Origin of the sequence: Streptomyces sp. NPDC050546 (assembly GCF_044457425.1) — a bacterium.
Classification (GTDB): domain Bacteria; phylum Actinomycetota; class Actinomycetes; order Streptomycetales; family Streptomycetaceae; genus Streptomyces.
Genome location: NZ_JBITGX010000003.1, coordinates 354,047 through 379,978, shown reverse-complemented (window position 1 = coordinate 379,978; position 25,932 = coordinate 354,047). Strand labels below are relative to the sequence as shown.

Here is a 25,932-nt window from a genome sequence, read left to right as displayed (position 1 = left end):
ATCCCACCGGATGCCCGAGTACTACGTGGCCTCCGACATCGGAGGCACCTTCACCGACACCGTCGTGATCGACGACGGCGGTCGGGTCGGCCGGTACAAGTCCTCCACCATTCCCGACAACCCCGCTCAAGGGGTGCTGAACACGCTGGTTGACGCCGCCGACGAGCGTGGTGTCGGTCTCGCCGAACTACTCGCGGACGTCGAGATGTTCGCGCACGGCACCACGATCGCCACCAACGCGATGCTCGAAGGCCGTACCAAGAAGGTCGGCCTGATCCAGACCCGAGGCTTCGGGGACACCTTGACGACCATGCGCGGGTTCAAGGGGACCGGCCTGGAGGAAGAGGAGATCAAGCGCTTCCGTACGCTGGTGAAACAGCCCCCGGCCGTGCCCCGTTCGCGGACCGAGGAGGTCACCGAACGCGTCGACTACGCCGGCCGGGTCGTCTGCCCGCTGGACGAGGACGATGTGCGACGCGCCGTTGCGCGGCTGCGGGACGCCGGGGCCGAGGTGTTCGCCGTCTCCCTGCTGTGGTCGTTCGCCAATGACGCGCACGAACGCCGGGTCGGCGAGATCGTGGCCGAGGAGGCGCCCGGGGCGAGCGTCACGTTGTCGAGCGAGTTCCTGCCGCGCATCGGGGAGTACGAGCGCACGCTGACCACCGCGGTCAACGCCGGTCTGCGCCCGCTGCTCAGGGCCTCGCTGGACAGCTTCGAATCCACCCTGGCCACGGCCGGCCTGCGGACCGGGCCGCTGCTCATGCAGTCCAACGGCGGGCTCGCGACCTTCGCCGAGGTGGAGAAGCGCGCCGCGGCGGCGGTGATGTCCGGGCCGGTCGGCGGGGTGGTCGCCTCCCAGTACCTGGGCAGCCGCGACGGCCATCGCAACATCGTCACCACCGACATGGGCGGCACCAGCTTCGATGTCGGGCTGGTGCTGGACGAGCGTCCGGTCATGTCCAACACCACGCTCATCGGCCGGGACCGGCTCGCTCTGCCGTCCGTAGCGGTGCGGGCGATCGGCGCCGGGGCCGGATCCATCGCCTCCGTACGCGACGGTGTGCTGCTGGTCGGGCCCGAGAGCGCGGGCGCCGACCCCGGACCGGCCTGTTACGGGCGTGGCGGCGAGCGGCCCACGGTCGCCGACGCGGACCTGGTGCTCGGCTACCTCAACCCGGACAATTTCCTCGGCGGGCGGCTCGTCCTCGATGTGGAGCGCGCCCGCGCCGCCATCGACACGCACATCGCCCGGCCGACCGGTCTGAGCGTCGAGCAGGCCGCAGAGGGCATCAAGACCATCGTCGACGCCCGGATGGCCGACCTCGTCCGCCAGGTGACCGTGGAACAGGGGTACGACCCCACGGACTTCGCGGTGTTCGCGTACGGCGGCGCGGGCCCGCTGCACGCGTTCTCGTACGGCGCCGAGCTGGGCTGCCCGAGGATCGTGGTGCCGCTCACCGCCTCGGTCCACTCGGCGTTCGGAATCGGCAGCTCCGATCTGACGATGGTCGAGGAGCTGTCCAAGCCCCTGCAAACGCCTCCCGGCACCACGGACTACGGCGCTGCCCTGCCGGCGGACGAGATCGAAGCGACCTTCACCGAGCTGGAGGACCGGGCCACGCGCGGGCTGGTCGCGGCCGGGGCCGCCCGGGAATCGGTCGGCTTCACCCGGTCCGTCGAGATCCGGTTCCGGGCGCAGATCCATGTGCTGGCCGTCGGGTTCGACGGCGGCCCGATCACTCCCGCCGGAGTGAACGCCATGGTCGAGCGGTTCATCGACCAGTACGAGGGCCGGTTCGGCAAGGGCTCGGCGTTCCCCGAGGGCGGTGTGGAGATCACCACCTTCCGGGTCGTCGCGGCGAGCCCGGTCCCCCGTGCCGAACTCGGATCCGGACGGATCGAGGGGGACGGGACCGTGGCCGGGCCGGGTACCCGGCGCGTGTTCACCGGGGGCGACTGGACCGACGCGGCCGTCTACCGCGCCGAGCACCTCCGCGAAGGGCTGAGCATCGACGGCCTGGCCGTCGTCGAACTGCCGGACACCACCGTCGTCATCGGCTCCGGTCAGGAGGCCGTCGTCGACCGGCTAGGCGGCATCGTCATCCACAACCGCCCGTGAACCGCGGCTCGTCCCCGAAAGGAACCACGATGAACACCGCCGCCCGCCCGACCGCGGCCGCCACCAACAGGACGGCCGACACGAATGGGACGGCCGACCCGGTCACGCACGAGGTGATCCGGCACAAGCTCTGGTCCATCAACGCCGAGGGCGCCACCACCGTGGAACACGTCTCCGGCTCCCCGGTCGTCCACGCCACCGACTACAACTTCGGCATCTACACGGCGGCCGGGGAGATGGCCGTCATCGGCACCTATCTGCTGACCCCGGTCTACACGGGTGCGATGGCGATACGGGAGTTCCAGCGCCGGTACGACGACATCGAACCCGGTGACGTCTTCGTCATCAACGACCCCTACATCGCCGCGATGCACCAGAACGACGTGCAGTTCTGCAGCCCGGTCTTCCGGGACGGCGAACTGGTCGCCTGGCTGGGCTGCATGGCCCACCAGGTCGACCTCGGCGGTATGGACCCGGGCAGTTGGTGCACCACCGCCACCGATGTCTACCAAGAGGGCATCCGGATCCCGCCGGGCCGGATCGTCCGCAAGGGCACCGTCAACCAGGAGCTGTGGGACACCGTCGTCGCCAACTCCCGCATGCCCCACACCGTCGCCAACGACTTCCGCGCCTTCCTCGCCGGACTGCGCGTCGCCGGGCGGCGCTTCGACGAACTGTGCGACCGCTACGGCACCGGCCAGGTCCGCACCACCATGGAACGCACCCTCGACCACAGCGAGGCCGCCCTGCGGACCATGCTGCGCGAGCTGCCGAACGGGGTGTACGAGCACACCTCGTACCTGGACCGCCCGGACGGCCGGGGCGAAGGGAGCGACCGGGGTGACGAGGGCATCGAGCTGCTGGAGGTCCCCTGCCGGATGGAGAAGCACGGCGACCGGCTGGTCTTCGACTTCTCCGACGCCAGCCCGCAGAGCCCCGCCTACGGCATGACCACGCGCGGCGGTCTGCTCGGCGCCGTGGCCACCCTCATGCTGTGCACGTTCGGCTCGGAGATCCCCTGGAACCACGGCATCATGCGCCCGGTCGAGGTCAGGGCGCCCGACGGGCTGTGCGTCACCGCCGTCGAGCCAATGCCCGTCAGCGGCGGTGCCGCGGGCGCGAACTGGACGGCGACGTGCTCGGCGGGCGGCGCGATCGCGAAGATGCTGAGCTTCTCCGAGACGTACGAGAGTTTCGCGTTCGGCCCGAGCGACGGGTCCTGGCAGCTGAACCAGTTCGGCGGCGCCGACCAGCACGGGCAGCCGTTCGCCTCGATGTACATGGACTCGCTGATGTGGGGCGGGCCCGCCTTCTCCTTCCGCGACGGGGTCGACGCGGGCGGCGCGATGGTCATCCTCGGCGGCGGCGCGACCGACGTCGAACAGCAGGAGATGCGGCACCCGCTGATGTACCTGTGGCGCCGTCAGGTCCCCGACTCCGGCGGGGCGGGCACCTATCGCGGCGGCAACGGCATCCAGTTCGCGCTGACGCCGATCGACACGTCCGAGGTGACCGGCGTCCTGGGCACCCATGGCGTCTCGCTGCCGAACCGTACCGGCCTCTTCGGCGGTCTGCCCGGATCGTGTGCCCGCTTCGAGCGCGTCACGTCCGCCCGGCCGCTGGAACGGCTGGCCGACGGGCGCGCCGTCACCCGGCTCGCCGATCTCGACGGCACCCATGAAACGCTGCCCGGCGTCTCACCGGCTGCCCGCATCGCGCACGGCGACGTCTTCGAATGCACCGTCCAGAACGGCGGCGGCTACGGCGACCCGCTGTTGCGCGACCCCGCCAGGGTGGCCGCCGACGTCGAGCGCCACGCGGTGACCCCGGAGGCCGCCGCCCGGTTGTACGGAGTCGCGCTGCGCGATGACGGCGGTGTGGACGAGCCCGCGACGACCGCCCGCCGGCAGCGGATCCGCGAGGACCGCCGGGCTCGTATGACCGCCCCGGCCACGGGTGGTCCCCACCCCGGTACGGCCATGGCGGAGCCCACCGGAATCTGGGGCAGCGCCCTCAGCATCCTCCCCGGCCCCGACGGGCCGGCCGCCGCGTGCCGTCACTGCGGAGCCGGACTCGGCCCCCTGTCGGACGGCTGGGAAGGCGTCGCCGGCCGTCTGACGCTCGGTCCGGACGACCTGGGAGGGGACGTGCGTGTCCATGACGCGCTCACCGTCGTCGCCCACGTCTGCCCGCACTGTGTGACCTCCCTGTGGGTGGACACCGTGCCGGTCGCGGGGAAGACCTGGCGGGACTTCGCCGCGCGCCCCTGAGCGGACCGCGCCTGAGTAGACCGCGCCTGAGTGGACCGCGCCACGCCCGGTGGGAGGCCTGACATCCACGGCTGACATCAACGACGCCGGACGGGGCGTACACCAGCGACTCCGTCCGGCCGTCCCACCCGTCGTCGGTCGCAGTCGAAGCGGGCTCGGATCGAACTCCTGAAGCGGGTGTCGCAGGTTCGAATCCTGCCGGGGGGCACAGCGAGAAGGGCCTGCCTGGGGCGTTTCCTCCTCGGCTGGCCCTCCGTCGCGTTCGAGGTCCTTGGGTCCCCCCGGCCCACGCAGGCAGAGCGTCTACTCGTGCCTCCGCGAGGGTTGCCACGGTCAGCCCGGGGTCACGGTCAGTTCCTCCGGCGCTGCCAGCTTCACTGATCCATCGGTGGTCACGGTGACATCCAGCTGCTCCCCGTTGACTTGGAGCCCGTTCACGGTCAGCGGGCCGTAGTGACGGGCGAAGGTAGGGGCCACGATGAGCGTGCCGGTCGGGACGTCCGCGTCCAGGCCCAGGGCCGCCTGGAGGACGAGGACCGAGGACGCGGCCGCCCACGCCTGCGGTCGGCAGGACGCGGGGTAGGGGCCACGATGAGCGTCCTGTCCCCGCACCGGTGCCATGGCAGCCCGCCTCCGTGCCATGGCCCGCGAAGAGTTCGGGCAGGCGTCCCGACATCGTCCCGAACCACACCTCCGACCAGCACGCCTGGTTCCAGGCGGCATTGATCGCCGGGCCGGGCAGCCCGGAACGGGAACGCTAAATCTTCCGGCCCGGCCGCGGCCCCGAGGGCGCCCAGCCACCCAACAACTGGGTATCGGTCTTCGGCGGCCCCGCGTGGCCCCGGCTGCCCGACGGCGAGTGGTACCTGCACCTGTTCGCCCCCGAACAGCCCGACCTCAACTGGCACCACCCAGAGGTACGGACGGAGTTCGAGTCGATCCTGCGGTTCTGGTTCAGCCGAGGAGTCGACGGCATCCGTATCGACGTGGCACATGGGCTGATCAAGCATCCCGAACTGCCCGACCTACCACCCGGCGGGCAGGGCGAACACCCGCACTGGGACCGCGACGAGGTCCACGACATCTTCCGGAGCTGGTGCCGGCTGGCAGCCGAGTACGACGGCGACCGGGCGTTCGTCGCCGAAGCCTGGACGGACACCCCCGAGCGCCTGGCCCACTACGTCCGCGCGGACGGCCTGCACACCGCCTTCAACTTCGAATTTCTGATGGCCAGTTGGGACGCCAAGGATCTACGCAAGGTCATCGACGACTCCCTCACCCTCCTCAGCTCGGTGGACGCGCTGGCCACCTGGGTGCTCTCCAACCACGACGTCATGCGCCACGCCAGCCGCTACGCCCGCAAGACGGTCAAACGCTGGTCACCCACCGAGCCCTACCGGCCGGAAGGCCCCGTCGACCCGGCCCTCGGCACCCGCCGCGCCCCTGGCTTCACCTGCATCGTCAACCTCTCCACCGCGCCGTATCGCCTCCCCGACCCCACCCCGGCCCTCCTCACCAGCGGACCCGTCGCGGACGGCCTGCTGCCACCGGACCATGCCGTTTGGCTCTCGGTGTAGCAACTGGAGGAAGCGGTCCCCGTGATCGGGTCACTCCTGCGGCGCGCTGTGTGCGCTGTGGTCGAAGGCGGCTGCCGCTACCAGGCCGCCGCCTTGATCACTCGTACGGCGATGTCCTGGACCGACAGGCCGTCTGTCGGGATACGGACGGTTCCGGCCGGAGCCTTCTCGTCCAGTGCCCTTGCGGCCCGCAAACTCCGCTCGATGTGCGGGTTGAGCTGCGAGCCGATCTCGCGTCGAGCGAGCCGTTCCCGCACGGTGGCTTCCTCGGCCGTGAGCAGAACGCAGGTGGATCTGATCTCGTCCCCGCCCATGGCCCGGCAGATCATCGGCTCTTCCAGGATGCTCACCGTGTTCGTGTAGATGAGGCGTCGCTGGCCGAGAGCGGCGTAGTTCGACCAGACCGCGGCGGTGTTCCGCTCCGTGATCGCCGCCCGGTGAGGATCGTCGTGCGGGGCCGGATGGATCTGGTCCATGTAGTCGCCCTCGATCAGACAGTGGGCCGTTCCCCTCCCTTGCAGCACCGCGGATATCTCCCACCCGACGGTCGTCTTGCCGACGCCTGCCCCACCACCGATGAGCAACAATTCGTAAGCGGTCATGGCGCGTCAGCCTGGCAGAGCCGCAACCGTCTCGTCGACGGAAATCGTCTGGGCGTGGCCGGTCACCTGTGGTCTCGTAGGAGCCTGCGCCATCTACGGATCGGGGTCGGCGAATTGCAAGGCGACGGATGTGTTTTCTGTTCCATCGCGCGAGGCCAGGCTGAGGCGAGCGTCGTCTTCGAGGACGAATGGATCATCGCGTTCATGGACATCCAACCCGTCACCCCGGGGCACCTGCTCGTCATTCCGAAGTCGCACGCGGAGGGCCTGGAGGATCTGCGGGAGGACATCGGCGTACGGGTCTGGACGGTGGCGCATCGCCTCGGACGCGCACTACGGCTGTCCGGCCTGCGGTGCGAGGGAGTCAACCTCTTCCTGGCCGACGGCGAGGCGGCCTTCCAGGAGGTCTTCCACGTCCACCTGCATGTCTTCCCCCGCTTCAAGGGGGATCCGTTTCGCATCGAGGCGGATTGGCGCGTGCACGAGCGCCGTCTGCTGGACGAGACAGCGGTTGCGGTACGCCGAGGAATCACTGCTCTGTGACGGGCGACGTCACCTCTCCGACTCCAGAACGCGGTCGAGCGTCCGCCGCCCCATGGCGCAGCTTGGGCGGGGTGACGTTCAGGTGCCCCAACCCGGCCTTCACGACCGCCGGCGCGAAGAAGTCGGCTGACGCCACCTTCGGCAGGGGCACGCCGGCGCCCAGGTTGGCCGCCAGACGGCGGGCCTTGACCGCGTAGCCGAGAACGCGGCTGAGGACGACGTACGCCTTACGGACCGAACGAGGCTGAGCTTCCTTCCGCCGGTCGCCTCACCCGCAGGAACACCAGCGCGGCCACGTCGGCCACCAGGGCCGGTGCTGTGACCAGGATGCTCCCCTTTGGAGAGGGCACCGAGTGCGATGGGAAGGGCTGTCACCACGACCATCACAGCCGCAGCCGTGCGGGGCCGTCTTCAGACCTGTCGTGGGTCCGTCGCCCGGTTGATCGCCGTCTCGACGGCGGCGATCCGGTCGGCCAGGAGGCCGAGGGCGGAGACGGCCCGGGCGAGTTGGTCGTCTTCCGGGGCGCCGAGGGCTTGGGCTCGGACATAGACCGCTTTCAACTCGGTCCAGCGGGCCGACTGTTCGGCGGTGAGCGCGCCGCGCAGTTCGGCCAGCTTGAGGAGATTGGCCTCGGCTCCGGTGGTGAGGGTCTGGGCTTCGGCGCGGTACTGGTCGTCGATCAGCGCGGACAGTTCGGCGTCGTTCATGACGGGCTGGACGCGCTGGGCGATCTTGTTCATGGTGCGGTAGGAGCCCTGGAGCCGGAAGGACGGTTCCGTGCGCGTCGCGTCCGACTGGGCGGCCGAGGCGATGTACGCCGCGTTCACGGCCAGGACCGTCTCCCGGGCGGTGAGCAGGTGGCGCAGTACTGCCAGGATCCGCTCCAGTTCCGCGGGGGCGTATGGGTGGGTCAGGCGGTCCGCGTGGGCCGTCGGGTCGTCCTGCGCGAGGCGGATCAGCAGGTCGAGGTCGGTGCGGTCGCGGCCGGCGAGCGGGGCGAGGACCGGGTTGGCGGTGAGGGCGTTCTCGATGAAGCTGAGCGCGAAGACGTCGTCCTTGCCGGTCAGGACGTCGCCGAGGTTCCACACGTCGGCGCGGTTGGCGAGCATGTCGGGTACCTGGAAGCGGCTGCCGGACTCGGTGTAGGGGTTGCCGGCCATGCAGACGGCGAAGCGTTTGCCGCGCAGGTCGTAGGTGCGCGGTTCGCCGTCCCGTACGCCCTCGATGCGGCGGGTGGCGTCGCAGAGGGGGATGAACTTCTGGAGCAGTTCGGGCGAGGTGTGCTGGATGTCGTCGAGGTACAGGAGGGTGTTGTTGCCCGCCGCCAGCGCGAAGTTGATCTTCTCGACCTCGTGGCGGGCGGTGGCGTTCGGGGCCTCGGCCGGGTCGAGCGAGGTGACGGTGTGGCCGAGGGCCGGGCCGTCGACCTTCACCAGGATCATGCCGAGCCGGTCGGCGACGTACTCCATGAGGGTCGTCTTGCCGTAGCCGGGCGGGGAGATGAGCAGGAGCAGGCCGCCCGAGTCGGTGCGCTTGGACTCGCCCGTGGCGCCGAGCTGCTTGGCGAGGCTGTCGCCGATCAGGGGGAGGTAGACCCCGTCGATGAGCCTGCCGCGTACGAAGGCGGACATCACGCGGGGCCGGTGGTCGTCCAGGCGGAGACGGGCGCGTTCGGCGGTCACCAGAGCGGTGCGGCGGTGCTGGTAGGCGCGGTGGGCGGGTGTGTCGTGGAGGCGGAACCGGCGGGTGCGGGCCAGGAGTTCGTCGATGCGGACCGCCAGGGCGCGGCCCCGGATGCGGGGGTGGGTGCCGAGCAGACCCGTCACTGTCTCCGTCAGCGGCGCGTCGGATTCGTAGCGGGTCAGGCCGGGGCAGAGTTCGGCGGCCACCGCCTCGGCCAGGTCGCCGGGGGTGAGGGCGGTGCCGGTGGCCGTGGTGTACGCCGTCAGCCAGGCCTCGACCAGCTGCTCGCGGGCTGCCGGGTCGGTGAGGGCGGTGACGTCGTCGTCGTAGGCCGAGGTGCCCACCGTACGGCGGAACTTGTCGAGCAGGGTGCGGGTGCCGGCGCTGATGACGAAGCCGGGCGGGCCGCTGGTCAGTTCCTCGAAGAGGTACGCGGCCGACTCCTCTCCGCCCGCGACGCCCGACAGCTCTCGTCGCAGGTCGGCTATGGCGGGTGCCAGGCCGAAGGTGTCCCTGGCCCGGGCGAGGGACAGCGCGCGGCGGGTCCAGCTCTGGCGCTCCTCGTCGGTCGTGCCGTGCTCCCAGAACAGCTGGGCCGATGCTCGGGCGGCCGGTTCGTGGCACAGCGGGCCGGCGTCCTCGTGCAGGCGCAGGAGCGTGGTGAGGATCGCTGTCGCGTCGTGGTCGTGGACCCCGCGCTCATAGCCCTCGTCGTACGCCGTTTCCGCGGCCTGCCGTACCAGGGCGGGCAGGTCGGCCTCCGCCAGGGCCTCGGGGCCGTGCTCGTCCAGGAGGCGGGCTGCGAGGTACTCGGCGCGGTAGACCTCGGGTGACTCCGAGGGCAGGGGGCGGTCCCAGTACGGGCGGGTGGCCGCGAAGTCGGGGTCGGTCACCGGGGAGCGGTAGTCGGTGCCGGTCAGGGCGAAGGCCAGCCCGTCATCGCCGTGCGGGACGAGGGTGAGGTCGAGGGGCTGGGTGTTGACGGCGAAGCGGTGGGTGCCGAGGCGGATCGTGCGGCCGTCGTCGGTGTACAGGTCGGTGCGGTCGCGCAGGGCGCGGAGCGCCTCCTGGCGGGCGGCCTTGAGGAGGCCGTCCAGTTCCTCGGCCCTGACCTGGTCGCCGAGGTCGCGCAGCTCGTCGGCAATGCCGCGGACCTTGGCGGGCATCGGGTCGGAGGTGAAGTACGTGGTGACGGCGTCCGCGTCCGGCTGGGTGGCAGCCCGGCGGGCGACGGTCCTCAGGACGCGGGCCGCCGAGTCGGCCAGGCGTTCGGCGCGCCGGGCGCGGGCGTCGGCCAGGGTCTGCTTGCGGGCGGAGAACGCCTCGTGGACTTCGTCGCGCTTGTCGGCGAGGGTGGCGAGGAAGTCGTCGAACTCGGCGAACCGGGACTCCAGGTTCTCCAACTGGACGAGCAGGCGGGCGAGCTGCTCGTCGCATGCCTCGGGGCTGTCTGCGGCGGTGAGCGCGCCGGTGGCGGACTGGCCGAGCAGGGCGAACTCGGCGGCGAACTCGGCCCGTCCCTCGCGGACGAGGAGTTCGCGGCGCCGGCCGTCGAGGGCGGCGCGGGCGCGGTTGACGCCACCGAGGACCTCGGCGATCCGCTCCAGAATCACGGTGCGGACGGTGGCGTCGGCGATGTCGAGGCCGGCGACGACCTCCGTCACCGTGCGCAGTCCGTCGGCGAGTTGGTCCGTGCGGGCGGCGACGGAAGCCGCCTCGGCCACGGTGGCGATCGCCCCGGCGTCGGCGGCGAGCCGCTCGACCTGCGCGTGGTGGTCGGCGAAGGCGTCCTCGCGGGCGAGGTGGGCCACGGCGCGCCGGCCGAAGGCGGCGAGGTCGGATGCGGTGGCGGCGGCGAGTTCGTCGATGCGGGCGGTGTCCGCGTACCGCATGTCCTTGAGGGTGAGCAGCTGGCCCCGCGCGCGGCGCAGCTCGGTCAACCCGGTCACCCAGTCCGCCGCCCCGCGTGGGGCCTCGCCGCGCAGCCGTCGTACGACCTCGGCGACCCGTGCGGCGGCCTCGGTGAGCGCGTTCTCGGCCTGCTGGGTGAGGGCTTGGACGGTCTCGAACTCGGCCAGGACCTGTTCGGCCGTGTCGCGCAGGTGGGCCAGCGGGGTGTGGAGGTCGCCCAGTTCGGGATCGGCCAGCCAGTGGTACGTGTCCGCCGCCCGGTCGCAGGCGGCCAGCAGCGCCTCGTACACCTCGGTCGTGGGGGTCGTCCCGGCGACGGCGCCGGTGATGGACAGGCAGTCGGAGATGCCGCGCACGAGGTCGGCGTTGCCGACGCGTGCCAGGGGGCCGGTGTCGACCGGCTGGGCGGCGGCGTGGGTGTCCGAGACGTACGGGGAGTTCCACAACTGAAGGGGGTGGACGCGCTGCGGTTCGCCGGTGTCGGCCCGGAGGATCGCGAGCACTCCGTCGTCGAAGAGTGCCCAGCCCTGGCAGAGGAGGGGGCTCGCCATTTCCTTGCGGATCGTGTTGTACGGCAGGAGGAGGCTGCGGCCCTCCACGCGTGCGTGGAAGGCGTAGAGCACGTCCTCGCCGTTCGGGGAGCGGATCTCCCGCTCGAAATCCAGTCCCGTGATGTCGAGTTCGTACGTCTTGTGGGTGCCGTTGGCCAGGCAGTAGCCGCCGGGGAAGACGATCCCCTGGTCCTCGGGCAGACGGCGGCACGCCCGGCCGATGCCGTCGAGGCGGACGACGGTCCTGGTGAGCGTGTTGAACACCAGGTCGCGGTCGGTGTCCTCCTTGTAGGGACGGACGCGCAGGAGGATCAGGGCGCCCACGCGGGCGTGCGCGATGTGCGCGTCTGCGAGGGTCTGGAGCGGCTCGTCGACTGGCTCGCTGTGGATGCCTTCGGCCGCCTCGGTGTCGTCGTCGACCTTGACGGTCAGCGCGCCGCCGACGGTGGAGACGAACACCTCGCCGTGGACGGAGACGTGCGGGTGCCGTCCGAGGACCTGGTCCTCGCGCGTGCTGTCGGTCCATTCGACGTCGTGGGGCGGGGGAAGGACGTCGTCGCGGTCGCCCCGCGCGTCGAGGAAGGTGGCCCGTCCGTCGTCGGACAGGGCCCAGCGCAGCACCCGCGTGTCGCCCGCCTTCTCCCCTGTCTGGAAGACGGCGAGCAGTTTGCCCGCGGTGCGCCGGAGCCGGAGCAGGCGGGCGTGCCGGTAGTAGCGGTGCAGGGCGGCGAACTCCCGGACGAAGGCGGGGTCGTCGAGCAGGCCGGGGACGGCGTCGTCAGGCAGCCGGTGCAGGTCGCGGTCGTACAGCGCCAGGACGTCGCCGACGCGGGTGTCCGCCTCCCGGCTCGGGACTCCGTTGCCGCCGAACAGCAGCACCGCGCCCACCGCGACGATGTCCCGGGGCACCGCGGCGTGCTCCGTACGAAGTCGCTCGGTGCCGGCGAGCTCCAGCCGCGTCGAGCCGAACTCCTCACCCCGGCGGGCGTTGAGCGCCTCGGCGCGGCGGGCGAGTTCGGCGGCCTGCGCGCCGAGGCGGTCGCGCAGCACTTCGTACGTGCCCGTGTCCACGGCGTCGTACGTGCCGGCGTCCGGGGCGTCGTACGTGCCGGCGTCCGGGGCGATCGTCATGGCATGCCTCTCAGGAAGTCGGTCTAGGCCGGTCCGGAGCCGCCGTCCCCTGTGCCGCGGCTCCGGACCGGAGAGTGAGGCGCATCAGGCGTGAGCGGCACTGCCGTTCAGGGCGGTGAGCCGCTTGTCCGCCAGGCCCAGCTCGCCGGCCCGGTCGAGCAGCTGCTGGAGCTGCCCCGAGTCGGACCCGCCGGTCTTCATCAGTTTCATCAGCAGCGCCGAGACGGTCAGGTTCTGCACGTCGGCCGTGGACACCGAGCCGAGGATGCGGCCCAGGTCGTCGGTGAAGCTGGAGGTGCCGTCCAGCCAGGGCCGAGCCAGGGCCTGCGCGGTCTCGGAGTGCTGGACGAACCCGTCGACGCCCTTGCCGAGCGCGATCGAGGACACCAGCCGGTCGAAGAAGACCGACTCGCCGCCGACGATGTTGATGTCGGCGTTCTCCAGGCCGGTGGCGAGCACCGTCGCCTGCGCCTCCGCGACCTGCCGCTGCACGTCGAGCCCGGCGAGGCGGATCTCCTTGTCCGCCTGGACGCGCAGCCGGTACTCCTCGTGTCCGCGCGAGGCGTCGTCGAGGGCGGCCATGGCGGCGGCCTTCTGGGTCAGGCCCTCCGCCTCGGCCTTGAGCTTCTCGCCGATGGCCGCGGCCTCCGCCAGTGCCTGGGCCTGCGCGCCTTCAGCTTCGGCCCGGAGCCGGGCCTCGGTAGCGGCGGCTTCCGCGCGGCCGGCCTTCTCGATGACGTCGGCTTCCTTGTCGCGGACCTGGACGGCCGCGAGTCCTTCGGCGGCGACCTCGGCCTGGATGCCCTCGGCGAGGCGGAGCTTGGCCCGCGCGTCGAGGTCGGCCGTCTTCAACCGGGCCTCGGCCAAGGTCAGTTCCTCGGACGCGCGGTGCGTGGCGGCCTGTTCGGCGGCCTCGGCGGCCTTGATGTCCTTGACCAGCTTCTCCTGCGCCTCGGCCTCGGCCGCGATGATCACGGCCTGCCGCTGCCGCTCCGCCTCCTCCACGGCCCGCAGCTTCTTGATGGACTCCTCCTGCTCGGCCACCGTGCGGTCCACGGCCACGCGCTCGCGGATGACCTCGGCGATGTCCCGCTTCTCCGCCTCCACCTCCTTCTCGGCCGCGATCCGGGTCAGCTGCGTCTCCCGTTCCCGGCCGATGACTTCGAGGAGCCGGTCCTTCTCGATGCGCTCGTTCTCGATGGCGATGACCCGCTCGCGGTTCTTCGCGGCGACGGCGACCTCACGGGCCTGGTTCTCGCGCTGCACGCCGAGCTTCTCCTCGGTGACCAGGAAGGCTCCCTGGGCCCGCAGCCGCTCCTCCTCCACCACCCGCGCCGTCTCGGCCTCTTCCCGGGCCCGCACGGTCGCGATCTCGCGCTTCTGCTTGATCTCCGCGTCGGCCTGCCGGCGCTCCAGCTCCAGGATGGCCTCGCGGGCGTCGACGTTCTGCCGGGTGATCTCCTTCTCCTCGGTGCGCTGCGCCTCGTTGGTGCGCACGTGCTCCACGGCCGTCAGCTCGGTGATCTTGCGGATGCCCTGGGCGTCGAGGACGTTGGCCGGGTCCAGCTGGGCGACCGGCGTCTGCTCCAGGTAGTCGATCGCCGCGTCCTCCAGGTGGTAGCCGTTGAGGTCGACGCCGATGACCTCGATGATCCGGTACCGCAGCTCCTCACGCTTGGTGTACAGGTCGGTGAAGTCCAGCTGCTTGCCGACGGTCTTCAGCGCCTCGGAGAACTTCGCGTGGAACAGCTCCTGGAGCGTGTCCCGGTCGCTGGCCCGTGCGGTGCCGACGGCCTGCGCGACCTTGATGACGTCCTCGACGGTCTTGTTGACCTTGACGAAGAACGTGATGCGTATGTCGGCCCGGATGTTGTCCTGGCAGATCAGACCGTCCTTGCCGGTCCGGGTGATCTCGATGGCCTTCACCGAGATGTCCATCACCTCGGCCTTGTGCAGCACGGGCAGCACGACCTGCCCGGTGAAGGTCACGTCGACCTTCCGCAACTTGGAGACGATCAGCGCCTTGCCCTGCTCCACCTTGCGGAACAGCCGCGAGACGAGCAGTACGGCGAGCAGGGTGACGGCGACGAGCACGCCGACGCCCAAGAGGATGAGAGTCATGGCCAACGTCCTTGAGGCGTGAAGGAAAACGAAGCGTGAGGGGCCGGCGGCGAAGGCAGGCGGGGTACTGCTCAGGCGGCGTGGTCCGCGTCGTCCCGTGCCCGGGAGTCCACGTGGTCCCGTGCCCGGCCTGACCGGCCGTGATCGGGCGGGGCGGGTTCGTCGGGGAAGAGCCGGCGCAGCGGCCGTACGAACAGGCAGGTCAGCCGCCATGCCACGGGCAGGGCAGCGATGGGCAGGACCATGCTCAGCAGTCCGGTGGCGGCGCACCGCGGCGCGCACACGGCCAGCAGGAGGACGCCGCCGACGCTCAGGAACCAGGCCACGGCCGTCAGCAGGGATACGGCCACCGCCACGGGTACGCCGCCCATGCCCCAGTCACGGAGGTTCGCGTCCGCGTCGAAGGTGCCGGCAGAGGTGAAGCCCGCGGCGACGAGGAGCCAGAAGCACACCAGCACGACGAGGGCGGTGGTCAGGAGGATCGTGGGCGGCCCGGTGACGACCGAAAGCAATGTCCGCATGTCGTACCCCCTCCGTCCGTACTGCCTGCCATCCGCCCGTCCGTACTGCCTGCCATCCGCGCTCGGCGGCGCACCGCTCGCGGCAGGGTTCCGGTGCCGGACACCTGCCGGTGTCCGGCACTCGGATCCCCCGTAGTGCTCCCCACGGCCCATCCTGCATCGAGGGCGTACGCCCGCGCATTGCCGGTTTCCGGCAGCGTTGTCTAGGGTCTGCATGCCGGGCAGCCGCTAAGAAACCGTCAGTGGCGCGTCAAGAACTCGGGGGAAAGATGGCGGAGTTGGAGGTTCCAGAGCAGTATCTGGAGGGGTACGCCCGGATACTGAACGAGGTCGCGGCCACAGGCCGGCGCCTCACCCGGGAAGAACTCGCTTCCCGACGGGCACTCGGAGAACAGGCGGCTGACGCCGGCCATGGATTGCGGGCCCTGGTCAGCGCCCATCTGACCGCCGCACGCGCCGCCTGGCCGGCAGGCCCCGCATCGGCCGACAGCGTCCTGGCCGCCGTCCAGCAGGCGACAGACGCCTTCGCCGAGGGCTTCGAGCGCGCCCAGCGCCAGGCCGTACGGCAGGAGGAGGCGGCCCGCCGCGAGTTCATCGACGACCTTCTCTACGGCCGCAGCGACCTCGGACGCCTCGCCGAACGCGCGGAACGCTTCGGTCTGCGTCTCTCGCACGCCCACGCCGTCGCCGTCGCCGAGGGCCCGACCGCCTACGAGGAGGGCGACCCCGTCCCCCGCCAGGTGGAACGCGCCCTCATCTCCCGCTTCGGCGACCGCAGCATCCTGCTCACCACCAAGGACGGCCGGCTGCTGTGCATCGCGCCCGGACCGCAGGACGAGGTCCTCGCCCACTTCGCGAAGCAGGCCCATGACGCCACCGACGGCGGCCGGGTCGCCATCGGCCGCCCCCAGCCCGGCCCCGGCGGGGTCGTCCACTCCTACGAGGAGGCGCTCAACGCGCTGGAACTCGCCGAACGCCTGGAACTGGAGGACCCGGTACTTCGGGCGGCCGACCTGCTCGTCTACCCCGTCCTCACCCGCGACCGGCAGGCCATGGCCGAACTCGTCCTCGCCACTCTCGGCCCGCTCACCACGGCCCGCGGCGGCGCCCAGCCCCTCCTGGACACCCTCACCGCCTACTTCGACTCCGGCTGCGTGGCCGCCGAGGCGGCCCGCCGTCTCACCCTCAGCGTGCGGGCCCTGACCTACCGGCTGGAGCGCATCCACAAGCTCACCGGCGCCAACCCGGCCGATCCGGCCCACCGCTACATGCTCCAGACCTCGGTGATCGGAGCCCGACTGCTGGACTGGCCCGCCGAGGAGCTCTGACGGGCCTCCCTGCGAAGGAGTTCAGGTGCGCGCCGGTTCGGCCGCGCCGAAGGACACGTCGAAGCGGCCGCACCAGATGCTCACGCTGGTGAACCGGGACGGGTCGACGTCGGCGGGCACGGCGTAGTTCTGACTCCCCTTGTGGCCCTTGAGCTTGCCGAGGCTGACGTACGCGCCGTCATCGAAGACGTGCGAGCCGGCCCGTCCGATAGATGTCCGATGAACAGAACTCGGGCACCGGATAACGGTCCGATATCACTCGCTGGCATTTTCGAACGTCACTGCAAGTTATGTGACTTGCATCACTAAAGACATGGCAAAGAGCGTGGTAGAACTGCGCAACTCCGCAGGTGGAACCGCTCAACACCACAGCGCGGAGCGGTCGGCATGCACCGGCAACACCAGAAGGGTGATCACGATCCGCATCCGCGGAGCGCCCGCCCAGAGTCGCCGATTCGGACAACGGCGTTCGTTCAGAGACCGCACATCAACCGGCGGCACTTCCCCGTGTCCCCGGCTCGCACCATCGAGGTAGCCACTGTGTCACTCGACTCCGTCACCCAAAACGTCGACGAAGCCGTCAGCGATTTCTTCCCATAGCCAAGTGGCTCGGGGACGTCGTCTTCTACTCGGTCCCCGTCGGCGGAACCGAACTCCCCCTCATCGTCGCCTGGCTCGTCGTCGCCGGTCTGGTCTTCACCGGCTGGTTCGGGTTCGTGCAGGTCCGCAAGTTCAGACTCGCGTTCGACGTGGTGCGCGGGAAGTACGACGAGAAGGGGTCGACGGGCGAGGTCAACCACTTCCAGGCCTTGACCGCCGCCGTCTCCGGCACGGTCGGCCTCGGCAACATCGCCGGTGTGGCCGTCGCCGTCTCCATCGGCGGCGCCGGTGCCACGTTCTGGATGATCCTGTGCGGCCTGCTCGGCATGGCCACCAAGTTCGTCGAGGTCACCCTCGGTGTGAAGTACCGCGAGGTGCACGCCGACGGCACCGTCTCCGGCGGCCCGATGCACTACCTGCACAAGGGCCTGAAGGACCGCTTCGGCAGCGGCGGCGCCAAGTTCGGCAAGGTGCTCGCCGTCCTCGCCTCGATCATGGTCCTCTTCTTCGGCCTGTTCGGCGGCAACCTGTTCCAGACCAACCAGAGCTACGCGCAGGTCTCCTCGACCTTCGGCGGCGAGGACGGCTTCCTGGCCTCCTCCGCGGGTGCCGTCCTCTTCGGCCTGGTCGTCTCCGCGCTGGTCGGGCTGGTGCTGCTCGGCGGCATCCGCTCCATCGCCTCCGTCACCAGCCGGCTGGTACCCGCGATGGCCGGCATCTACATCGTGGCCTGCCTGATCGTCATCCTGACCAACGTCGCCCACGTCCCGGACGCCTTCCAGACCATCCTGCAGGGCGCCTTCGAGGCCGACGGCGTCGCCGGCGGTGTGCTCGGTGCCCTGATCATCGGATTCCAGCGCGCCGCGTTCTCCAACGAGGCCGGTCTCGGCTCCGCCCCGATCGCCCACTCCGCGGTCAAGACCAACCACCCCGCGAGCGAGGGCCTGGTCGCCCTGCTGGAGCCGTTCATCGACACGGTCGTCATCTGCACCATGACCGCGCTGACCATCGTCATCGCCAACCCGGCCAGCTGGGGCGAGGCCCGCGAGAGCGGCGAAGCCGTCGGCGTCACCATCACCTCCGACGCCTTCGAGACCGTACTGCCGTGGTTCCCGGCCGTGCTCACCGTCGCGGTGCTGCTGTTCGCCTTCTCCACGATCCTGACCTGGGGCTACTACGGCCTCAAGGCCTGGTCGTACCTGTTCGGCAAGAGCAGGGCCAGCGAGACCGTCTTCAACGTCGTCTGGAGCCTGTTCGTGGTCCTGGGCGCCCTGATGTCCCTCGACTCGCTGATCAGCCTCGCCGACTCCGCGCTCTTCCTGCTGTCGGTCTTCAACATCATCGGCCTGTACCTGCTCGCCCCGGTCGTCAAGCGCGAGCTGAACTCCTTCCTGGAGTTCGTCCGCGCCCGCAAGGCCGGTGAGATCAGCGACGGCGACGAAGACCAGGAGTCGGTGAAGACCACCGTCTGACCGCCCCCGGCGGCCCGGCTCCGGTACGGGCCCGTCCTCACCTCGCGCCTTGGTGGGTACGGGCCCGTACGTCTGCCGACCACGACCGCCCACCGAGCCACACCTCGCCCGCATGCTCACCCAGCTCGCCGCCTTCCCGTTTGCGGTGGACAAGGCGGGGCTGGGCCGACGGACCCGCTCCGGTTAGGGTGTTAAGAACGCGTCAATGAGACGCGGGGTGTGCCGGGAAGTCTGGTCGGCGTCCGTAGGGCCGTGTGCCCGTTTCCCCGACACCCGGAGGGTCGCCGCCTTGGCCGCCACCCCACCCCGCAGTCCGTTCCTCGGGCTTCTCTCCTGGCCCGAACGACAGGCAGTGGCCCGGGCTTTGCGCACCGAGACGGTGGGCGGCCTCGTCCTGCTGGCCGCGGCGGTGGTCGCCCTGGTGTGGGCGAACACTCCGCTCAGCAGCGCCTACACCACCATCCGCGACTTCCACTTCGGGATACCCGCACTGGGCCTGGACCTCTCGGTCGGCCACTGGACGTCCGACGGACTGCTGACCGTCTTCTTCCTGGTCGCCGGGATCGAGCTGAAGCGTGAGCTGGTCGTCGGCTCGTTGCGCACCCCGGCGACGGCCGCGTTGCCGGTCATCGCCGCCGTGTGCGGCATGGCCGTACCCGCCGCCTTCTACGCCCTCACAGTCGCGGCCGGCGGCGGTGGCATGGACGGCTGGGCGGTGCCGATGGCCACCGACATCGCCTTCGCCCTGGCGGTCCTGGCGGTCATCTCCACCCATCTGCCGACCGCCCTGCGGGCCTTCCTGCTGACCCTCGCGGTCGTCGACGACCTCGGCGCGATCCTGATCATCGCCGTCTTCTTCACCTCGGACCTGAACTACTGGGCGCTTGCCGGTGCGTTCGCCGGGCTCGTCGTCTTCTACGTCCTGCAGCGGCGACGGGTGCGGGGCTGGTGGTGGTACGTGCCGCTCGGGGTGGTGATCTGGGCCCTGCTCTACAACGGCGGCGTCCACGCCACCGTCGCGGGAGTCGCCATGGGCCTGATTCTACGGACCGTCCGCGACAAGGACGAGAACGAGTCGCCCGCGGAACGCACCGGCCATCTGCTGCACCCGCTCTCCGCCGGCGTGTGCGTGCCACTGTTCGCGCTGTTCGCCGCCGGGGTCAGCGTCTCCGGCGACGCACTGGGCAAGGTGTTCACCACTCCCGAACCCCTCGGCGTGATCGTCGGCCTGGTCGCGGGCAAGATCCTCGGAATCTTCGTCGGCACCTACCTTGCCGCCCGCTTCACCCGAGCCCGGCTCAACCCGGACCTGGCCTGGGCCGACGTCCTCGCCCTGGCGACCCTGGCCGGCATCGGCTTCACGGTCGCCCTGCTCATCGGCGAGCTGGCCTTCCCCGGCACGGCAGTCGGCGAGCACGTCAAGGCCGCCGTCCTGATCGCCTCGCTCACCGCCGCCCTGCTGGCCACCGTCCTCCTGCGCCGCAGGAACGCCGTGTACCGGCGCCTGTACGAGGAGGAGAACGTCGACGAGGACGCCGACGGCATCCCCGACATCTACCAGCGCACTGGATCCAGCAGCGCATGACCTGACCGCCGCCGCGCGGCCCACCGGCGACGAACGAGGGGTGGGGCTCAATCGCCGCCGGGCGTCTGCCCCCGGGGACGACCGAGGGTCGGCTCAATCGCTGCCGGGCGTCTGCCCCCGGCGCGGTGTCTGGGGCGACTTCGCGGCCTCCGCCTCGGCCTTGGCGTCGCTCACCGCGGCGGCGGCCTGCTTACCGGCCTCGTCGGCCGCCGCGGCGGCGTCGAGCGAAGCCGTCCAGCCCGCGTCGAGCTCCGGAGTCCCGCCGTCGTCCGACGGGTGGTCCGCGCCGGCGTCGGCGGCTCCCTCCGGTTGCGCCGCCGGCTGGTCACCGAAGGCACGGGTGACGGTCCGGATCGCCTCGGTCAGCTCCCCCGGGATCACCCAGAACGTGTTGTTGTCGCTGCTCGCCAGGTGGGGAAGCGTCTCCAGGTACTTGTAGGCCAGGATCTTCGCGTCGGCGTTGTTGCGGTGGACGGCCTGGAAGACGAGCTCCACCGCCTTCGCCTCACCGTCCGCCCGAAGGATCATGGCTTGCTGTGTGCCCTGTGCCTCCAGGATGTCCTTCTGCTTGGTGCCCTCCGCGGTGAGGATCTTGGCTTGCCGCTCTCCCTCGGCGTGCAGGATGGCCGCGCGCTTGTCACGCTCGGCCCGCATCTGCTTCTCCATCGCCTCCTTGATGGTGTGCGGTGGATCGATGGCTTTGATCTCGACCCGGTTGACCCGGATGCCCCACTTGCCGGTGGCGTCGTCGAGGACGGCGCGCAGCCGGGAGTTGATCTCCTCACGCGAGGTGAGCGTCTCCTCCAGGTCCATGCTGCCGATGACGTTCCGGAGCGTCGTCACGGTGAGCTGATCGATCGCCTGCAGGTAGTCGGCGACCTCGTAGGCCGCCGACCGCGGGTCGGTGATCTGGTAGTAGAGCACGGTGTCGATGTTGACCACGAGGTTGTCCTCGGTGATCACCGGCCGGGGGTCGGACGAGTAGACCTGCTCGCGCACGTCGAGTTTGGTGTTGATCCGGTCGGCCACCGGCACGACCAGGTTCAGGCCGGGTTGCAGCGTCCGGCGGTACCGGCCGAACCGCTCCACGTTGTAGCGGCGGGCCTGCGGGACGATCCGCACGCTGGAGGCCACGAGGAAGACGACGACGATGGCCGCCACGAGGGCGAGGACGACAACTGGTTCCACAGGTGCCTCCGTAGCTGTGCGTTCAGCCGTTCACGGAAGAAGCTCGCGGGGGTAGACGATGGCCGTGGCGCCTTCGATCTCCATGACGTCCACCAGCGCTCCCACCGGGATCACGAGGCTTTCGTCGAAGGCACGGGCGGACCACTCCTCGCCGGACAGTTTGATCAGGCCACGGGTCGCGGTGACCTCCTGCATGACCTCGGCCCGCTTGCCGATCAGCGCATAGCTGCCCTCGTAGGTGAGGGGCTGCTGGTTCATGTGCCGCAGCGCGACGGGGCGGACGATGAACAGGCCCGCTGCCGCCGCGGCGGCGAAGGCCAGCAGCTGGCCGAGAAGGCCGATCCCCACACCGGCGACCACGGCGGCGACCAACGCGGCACCGGCCAGCAACCCGAGGACCAGTGTCAGGGTGAAGAACTCCGCGGCACCCAGTGCCGCGGCGGCGAACAGCCATATGAACCACGGCATCGAATCGCCCTCCTTCAGGCGCCTTCTCCACCAAGCTACCGCCCGAAGGTCTGGACAGGACAGACGCGGGCAGCGGGGGTTCCTGATCGTCGAGTCACCACCCGGCGCGGGAACAACAGCGAACCCGCTCTCGCGGGGCTCCGCCGATACACGTAAGAGCCGGCAAACGACTACGTCGATGCTCCCGCGCTTGAAACCGAGCGCCACGGCCCAATGGGCGCCTGGGCGGATACCGGCCGGGTCCAGGCGGCGCGTGCGAGCACAGTGCACAGGTGACCGCACCGTCCTGGGCCCGTGCGGGCTGGTCGAGCGCCAGGTTCGATACTGGGTAGTGGGTATCGCTGCGGTGGGGGGGACATTGACTGTGTTGGCAGAGCTCGCGTGGGGCATGGTTCTTGGCACCGCCGACTACTCGGCGCAGCCGTCGATGATCGGCATCAGGTCGCAACCTTTGGGCCCGACGTCACAGCCGTGAAGGGCAAAAACGTGATCCCTGGGGCAAGGAGTAGCGTTGCCGGGGACTTGGCTCGTACCGCAGGGTTCCCGGATTTCGTTCGGTGACTCCGTGAGCAAGGAGCCAACGAGCGTCGCGCAGACCCTGTCGCTGCTCCAGCAGGCGGAGGCCGTGAGCGTCGACGCGAAGGTGCGCATCCAGCATCCGGACTGGACCGACGACACTGCGCGCCGAGGTCAACCGCATCCTCACCGATAGCGGCGCCGCCATGCCAGACCCGATGCAGGCTGCGTCCATGCCGTCACATCGGGCTCACGCGGAACGGATCCAGCGCCCATAAGGCCGGGATAGCCCGCGAACACGTGAGAACTACAGAGGAACGTTTTCCCAGGCCAGGTGCCCTGCGGTTATCGTTTCCGCAGGGCACAGCCCCGCCCAGGGAAAATTCCTAAGGCGGGTGTCGCAGGTTCGAATCCTGCCGGGGACACAGCTTGCATTGCAGGTCAGAGAGTCACGGGCCCCTCGTTCCATTCGAACGGGGGCCTGATTCATGATCGGCAGGCACCTGCCACCCCGGGGGCTAACGGCCGTGGCCCGTCCCGCGCGGCCTGTGAGGGTGGCGGCGAATATGGACGTTCCAGTCGGAGACGCGCGACATGTCGCTCTCTGACCTGGCGGCCTCCCGTTGGCGGGCAAACCGTTGGCACTCTGGACAGCCGCTCACGGGCTCCGGCTCGGGGAGCGGCAGCCTCCGCTCTACCGCGCTCTTGGACCCATTCACCGGTCTCCTCCTTGCGCGGCGGCGCGGGACGCCTGCCGGTACTCCTCGTGCAACCGGTCCTGCTCCTCGCAGGGGAGGTTGAGGTTCACGCCCTCGCCGTCCATGGCACAGCACGTCGGGCAGGTGGCGCAGTGGTCTGCGAAGCGCACGAACGCGGCTTGTCTGGGTGTCACTTGGAGGGACTCCGCGTGAGGTTCGCATGCGGCATCGTTCACTCCTCCACCCCGGGATCCGCGCTGCGCAGTCCGGCGGCGATCAGTCGGGCGACGGCGGGCGGAGAACACAGCGTCGCGGCCGATTTCATCGGCACCGACCAGTACGAGGCACATGCCGGGGTGCATTCCACGGCGTCCACCTGAGGTACCCCGAGGTAGCTGCCGAGGCCAAGTAGCTCCACCCCCATCGCGCGCCAGGCGTCGGCCACACGCCGCCGCCTCTTCGGCATGCCGGCAGGCACGAGCGCGTAGTAACGGAAGTGCCGTGGATCGCACACGACCGGGCCACCGCCGAGGGCCTGCCCCATGAACGCGTCCAGCTCGGCGGTCTCGGTGCAGGACGTCAGGGCGGCCACCAGCCGCCCGGGGATCCGCACGGCGGAGAAGAGCGTGCCCAGCGGCAGCATCGTCACCTGGTGTTCCTGCCACTCCAGCCAAGCCTGGTCACGGCTTGGGCTCGGCAGCGCCGACAGCAACCAGTGCGCTGTCGCCAAGTGCCGGTCCACGGTGGGGTGTACGAGCACCCTCGGCTCCGGGGCAACCGGACGCAGCACGCCGAGCGCTCCCGACGGGCCTGTCCCTCGATGCGTAGTCGCGGGCGAATCAGAGTCCACGGCAGCACCTTCCTTATACGCTCGGTAGTTGAGTGGCTACCTGGACGGTAGAGAACCTGTCTCAGCGGTTGAAGTGACTGGCGGTACGGGTGCCTACGGGGACCGCGCGGGGAGAGGTAGGTGTAATGCCGTCGAACTCGGGAGAAACCCGGACCGGCAGTAGGGGTAGGCCATCGCGGCCCCGGATCGGGGTCATCTCCGGCTACGTATTCCGCGTCATCCGGGAGCAGCTCGGTCACACGCAGGAGGACGTCGCCGAGCAGTTGAAGGTCTCGCCGGACACGATCGCGGGCTGGGAGTCGGGGCGCAGGCCGCTGACCGCGGTGCCGTTGGGGCAGATGCTCGTGCACCGTCGCCGGCTGATGCGGATAGGGACCTCGCCATCCCTGTTGGAGGCCCTTGAGAGGGCGATCGAGGCCGATGTTCTCCTGGCGAGCGCCTTGGACGAGGAAGCGCCCGCTGACGAAAGCGCAATCGGGGCGTGGGTCATGCAACGCGACCTTGTCGAGGTCCTCGCCTGGCCGCTCACGCGGGTACCACCTCAGCCGGTCCGTGATCTCCCCGTCACTCCACGGCCCCGCCGCGGCCCGGTGCCGTCGGCTCCGGAGCTACCGGCCACCGACCGGCGCCGGTTCTTCGCACGGATGCGGGACACCGCAGAGCAGGCGCGAGGCGAGGAACGGTTCCTGTTGCGACGCCAAGCGCTGTACTTGTCCGGCTACGACGACCAGGCCGACACCTCCGAGTGGCTCGCCCACCAGCAGGCCACCGAACGGCCCAAGGGCCGGCTCATCGACTGGCTCAACGCCCGCTCCGTGGCGGCGGTCGCCACGCGGCAGGGCGACCGTGACCGCATGTGCCACTTCATCGACACGCTTCTGGTCGACGATGACCGCGGCGAGGCAGCGAACCTGAACTACTGGGCCTACTGGATCGGCGAGAACCAACACCTCGAGCTGTCCGACGACTTCATCGCCTCTCGCAACCCCGGCCCCTGGCCCGGGGACAAACTGCTATCGCACCTGGCTCGCGGGCTGACGCCTCACCACGGGTACGTCGAGCTGAACATCCACTCCCTCTGGTCCCTGCTCGCCATCAAGCCGAACCTTCTCAAATCGGGCGCTGCGGCCCAGGCTCTGAGCGACCGGCTGCCCGTGATGTTGGATAGCCGGGAACTGTCTCCTCGCGCTCGCCGTGAACTGGACAGTGTCAGGTACGCGATCCGCCTTGCTGAGGCGTGAGAGGGGACTCAACCGTGGCACAAGAGCTGGCCCAGGTCGCCCGGTTCCTGTACGAAGCGGGAACGCTCAAGCACTCCAAGCGCACCGGCTGGTGGATGGCTGGAGTACGCGACCCGGAGAGCGTGGCCGAGCACTCCTGGCGCACCTCGCTGATCGCCTCCGTCATCGCCAAGCTGGAAGGAGCGGACCCCGCGCGTGCAGCTTTCCTGGCGGTGTGGCACGACGCCCAGGAGACCCGCACCGGCGACGTCAACCACTTGGCGAAGAAGTACGCCGGCGAGGCAGACCCGCAGGATGTGACCACCGACCAGGTGAAGGGCATGCCCGAGGTCCTCGCCATCACCGTGCGAGAACTGATCGGCGAGTACGAGGCCCGAGAGACCCCCGAAGCGATCTGCGCCCGAGACGCCGACAAGCTCGAATGCATGCTCCAGGGCATCGAGTACAAGGCCCAGGGCTACGAGCTCGCCCAGCGCTGGATCGACAACAGCCGCAACCGGCTCACCACGAAGACCGCGAACGAACTCGCCGACCAACTCCTCGAGATGGACCCCCTGGACTGGCTGCGCAGCACCATGGGGGAATAGCAACACCTCCGGACACAACGCAAGGCCCCTCTCGCCTTCTGGAGTGAGAGGGCCTTCGCGTCCCCTGCACCACCTGGACGATTTGACCAGTGCTCTTCCTGCCCCTGGCTCACCGTCGAATCGGCGAACTCCCAGCGTGTGCATACGACTTCAAGCCCCGCGCCACCGTCTGCCGCGACACCCCCACCTGGGCGGCGACCTCCGTCACCGTCGCTCCCGCCAGCACGGCCAGGACAGCCCGGTATCTCTGCTCGACAACCGACAACTCCACCAGCGCCAATCCCGGCCTCCCCACACGCACCGCAACGACGCGCACAGAAAAGCCGAACACGGCCACTGTCAACCATCAGCTGGGACCGAAGTGTCAAG

At 70.1% G+C, this 25,932-nt stretch carries 18 protein-coding genes, 1 tRNA gene and 3 pseudogenes; 11 read left to right on the top strand and 11 right to left on the bottom strand.

What is annotated here, in order from left to right:
- The first annotated feature begins 10 nt into the window (after window positions 1–10).
- Together ACIBK5_RS09790 and ACIBK5_RS09785 are read left to right on the top strand one after the other, a co-directional pair.
- Window positions 11–2,119 carry a hydantoinase/oxoprolinase family protein gene (locus tag ACIBK5_RS09790; protein WP_399017949.1) on the top strand — a complete coding sequence of 703 codons (2,109 nt, stop codon included), beginning with the start codon at window positions 11–13 and terminating at the stop codon, window positions 2,117–2,119.
- A gap of 29 nt (window positions 2,120–2,148) precedes the next feature.
- Window positions 2,149–4,389 (top strand): hydantoinase B/oxoprolinase family protein, encoded by a 2,241-nt coding sequence (locus tag ACIBK5_RS09785; RefSeq protein WP_399017947.1) that lies wholly within the window; start codon window positions 2,149–2,151, stop codon window positions 4,387–4,389.
- Between the two features lie 333 nt (window positions 4,390–4,722).
- On the opposite strand, the gene ACIBK5_RS09780 is transcribed toward ACIBK5_RS09785, so the two are convergent.
- Window positions 4,723–5,010, bottom strand: a complete 288-nt coding sequence (locus ACIBK5_RS09780) for a hypothetical protein (RefSeq protein WP_399017945.1) — start codon at window positions 5,008–5,010, stop codon at window positions 4,723–4,725.
- A gap of 50 nt (window positions 5,011–5,060) precedes the next feature.
- Between ACIBK5_RS09780 and ACIBK5_RS09775 the strand changes: the two are divergent.
- Window positions 5,061–5,831: pseudogene (locus ACIBK5_RS09775) on the top strand (alpha-amylase family glycosyl hydrolase); the annotation flags it as partial.
- A 212-nt stretch (window positions 5,832–6,043) separates the two neighbouring features.
- On the opposite strand, the gene ACIBK5_RS09770 reads toward ACIBK5_RS09775, so the two are convergent.
- Window positions 6,044–6,568 carry a hypothetical protein gene (locus tag ACIBK5_RS09770; RefSeq protein ID WP_399017943.1) on the bottom strand — a complete coding sequence of 175 codons (525 nt, stop codon included), beginning with the start codon at window positions 6,566–6,568 and terminating at the stop codon, window positions 6,044–6,046.
- Between ACIBK5_RS09770 and ACIBK5_RS09765 the strand changes: the two genes are divergently transcribed.
- Window positions 6,464–7,111 (top strand): HIT family protein, encoded by a 648-nt coding sequence (locus ACIBK5_RS09765; RefSeq protein WP_399017941.1) that lies wholly within the window; start codon window positions 6,464–6,466, stop codon window positions 7,109–7,111. The genes ACIBK5_RS09770 and ACIBK5_RS09765 overlap by 105 nt on opposite strands.
- Window positions 7,112–7,522: 411 nt before the next feature.
- Here ACIBK5_RS09765 and ACIBK5_RS09760 read toward each other — a convergent pair whose 3' ends face one another.
- The 3 genes from ACIBK5_RS09760 to ACIBK5_RS09750 form a co-directional block, all read right to left on the bottom strand.
- Window positions 7,523–12,388, bottom strand: coding sequence for a DNA repair ATPase (locus tag ACIBK5_RS09760; RefSeq protein WP_399017939.1), 4,866 nt, complete (start codon window positions 12,386–12,388; stop codon window positions 7,523–7,525).
- Between the two features lie 84 nt (window positions 12,389–12,472).
- On the bottom strand, window positions 12,473–14,509 hold the full coding sequence (locus ACIBK5_RS09755) for a flotillin family protein (protein ID WP_399017937.1): 2,037 nt from the start codon (window positions 14,507–14,509) through the stop codon (window positions 12,473–12,475).
- A gap of 71 nt (window positions 14,510–14,580) precedes the next feature.
- Entirely contained in the window at window positions 14,581–15,030 is a 450-nt protein-coding gene (locus ACIBK5_RS09750; RefSeq protein ID WP_399017935.1) for a hypothetical protein, read from the bottom strand.
- A gap of 269 nt (window positions 15,031–15,299) precedes the next feature.
- On the opposite strand from ACIBK5_RS09750, the gene ACIBK5_RS09745 reads away from it, so the two are divergent.
- Window positions 15,300–16,358, top strand: a complete 1,059-nt coding sequence (locus ACIBK5_RS09745) for a PucR family transcriptional regulator (protein WP_399017933.1) — start codon at window positions 15,300–15,302, stop codon at window positions 16,356–16,358.
- A 21-nt stretch (window positions 16,359–16,379) separates the two neighbouring features.
- Here ACIBK5_RS09745 and ACIBK5_RS09740 read toward each other — a convergent pair.
- Window positions 16,380–16,565: pseudogene (locus tag ACIBK5_RS09740) on the bottom strand (DM13 domain-containing protein); the annotation flags it as partial.
- A 333-nt stretch (window positions 16,566–16,898) separates the two neighbouring features.
- On the opposite strand from ACIBK5_RS09740, the pseudogene ACIBK5_RS09735 reads away from it, so the two are divergent.
- Window positions 16,899–18,430 (top strand): annotated as a pseudogene (locus ACIBK5_RS09735) (alanine/glycine:cation symporter family protein).
- Between the two features lie 289 nt (window positions 18,431–18,719).
- Entirely contained in the window at window positions 18,720–20,015 is a 1,296-nt protein-coding gene (nhaA, locus tag ACIBK5_RS09730) for a Na+/H+ antiporter NhaA (protein ID WP_399017931.1), read from the top strand.
- 93 nt (window positions 20,016–20,108) lie between these two features.
- On the opposite strand, the gene ACIBK5_RS09725 is transcribed toward nhaA, so the two are convergent.
- Both ACIBK5_RS09725 and ACIBK5_RS09720 read right to left on the bottom strand, forming a co-directional pair.
- Entirely contained in the window at window positions 20,109–21,203 is a 1,095-nt protein-coding gene (locus ACIBK5_RS09725) for an SPFH domain-containing protein (protein ID WP_399017930.1), read from the bottom strand.
- Window positions 21,204–21,233: 30 nt separating this feature from the next.
- Complete coding sequence (locus ACIBK5_RS09720; protein WP_399017928.1) at window positions 21,234–21,671, bottom strand: NfeD family protein; 438 nt, start codon at window positions 21,669–21,671, stop codon at window positions 21,234–21,236.
- Between the two features lie 565 nt (window positions 21,672–22,236).
- On the opposite strand from ACIBK5_RS09720, the gene ACIBK5_RS09715 reads away from it, so the two are divergent.
- On the top strand, window positions 22,237–22,383 hold the full coding sequence (locus tag ACIBK5_RS09715) for a hypothetical protein (RefSeq protein ID WP_399017926.1): 147 nt from the start codon (window positions 22,237–22,239) through the stop codon (window positions 22,381–22,383).
- 154 nt (window positions 22,384–22,537) lie between these two features.
- Window positions 22,538–22,612: transfer RNA gene (locus ACIBK5_RS09710), tRNA-OTHER, on the top strand.
- A gap of 290 nt (window positions 22,613–22,902) precedes the next feature.
- Here the strand turns inward: ACIBK5_RS09710 and ACIBK5_RS09705 are convergent.
- Both ACIBK5_RS09705 and ACIBK5_RS09700 read right to left on the bottom strand, forming a co-directional pair.
- Window positions 22,903–23,079: a hypothetical protein gene (locus ACIBK5_RS09705; RefSeq protein ID WP_399017924.1), complete on the bottom strand. Its 177-nt coding sequence runs from the start codon at window positions 23,077–23,079 to the stop codon at window positions 22,903–22,905.
- A gap of 38 nt (window positions 23,080–23,117) precedes the next feature.
- Window positions 23,118–23,675, bottom strand: a complete 558-nt coding sequence (locus ACIBK5_RS09700) for a hypothetical protein (RefSeq protein WP_399017922.1) — start codon at window positions 23,673–23,675, stop codon at window positions 23,118–23,120.
- Between the two features lie 185 nt (window positions 23,676–23,860).
- Between ACIBK5_RS09700 and ACIBK5_RS09695 the strand changes: the two genes are divergently transcribed.
- Window positions 23,861–24,976: a helix-turn-helix domain-containing protein gene (locus ACIBK5_RS09695; RefSeq protein WP_399017920.1), complete on the top strand. Its 1,116-nt coding sequence runs from the start codon at window positions 23,861–23,863 to the stop codon at window positions 24,974–24,976.
- A gap of 14 nt (window positions 24,977–24,990) precedes the next feature.
- On the top strand, window positions 24,991–25,563 hold the full coding sequence (locus ACIBK5_RS09690; RefSeq protein ID WP_399017918.1) for an HD family hydrolase: 573 nt from the start codon (window positions 24,991–24,993) through the stop codon (window positions 25,561–25,563).
- 109 nt (window positions 25,564–25,672) lie between these two features.
- Here ACIBK5_RS09690 and ACIBK5_RS09685 read toward each other — a convergent pair whose 3' ends face one another.
- Window positions 25,673–25,771, bottom strand: coding sequence for a hypothetical protein (locus ACIBK5_RS09685; protein WP_399018321.1), 99 nt, complete (start codon window positions 25,769–25,771; stop codon window positions 25,673–25,675).
- Window positions 25,772–25,932: the final 161 nt, after the last annotated feature.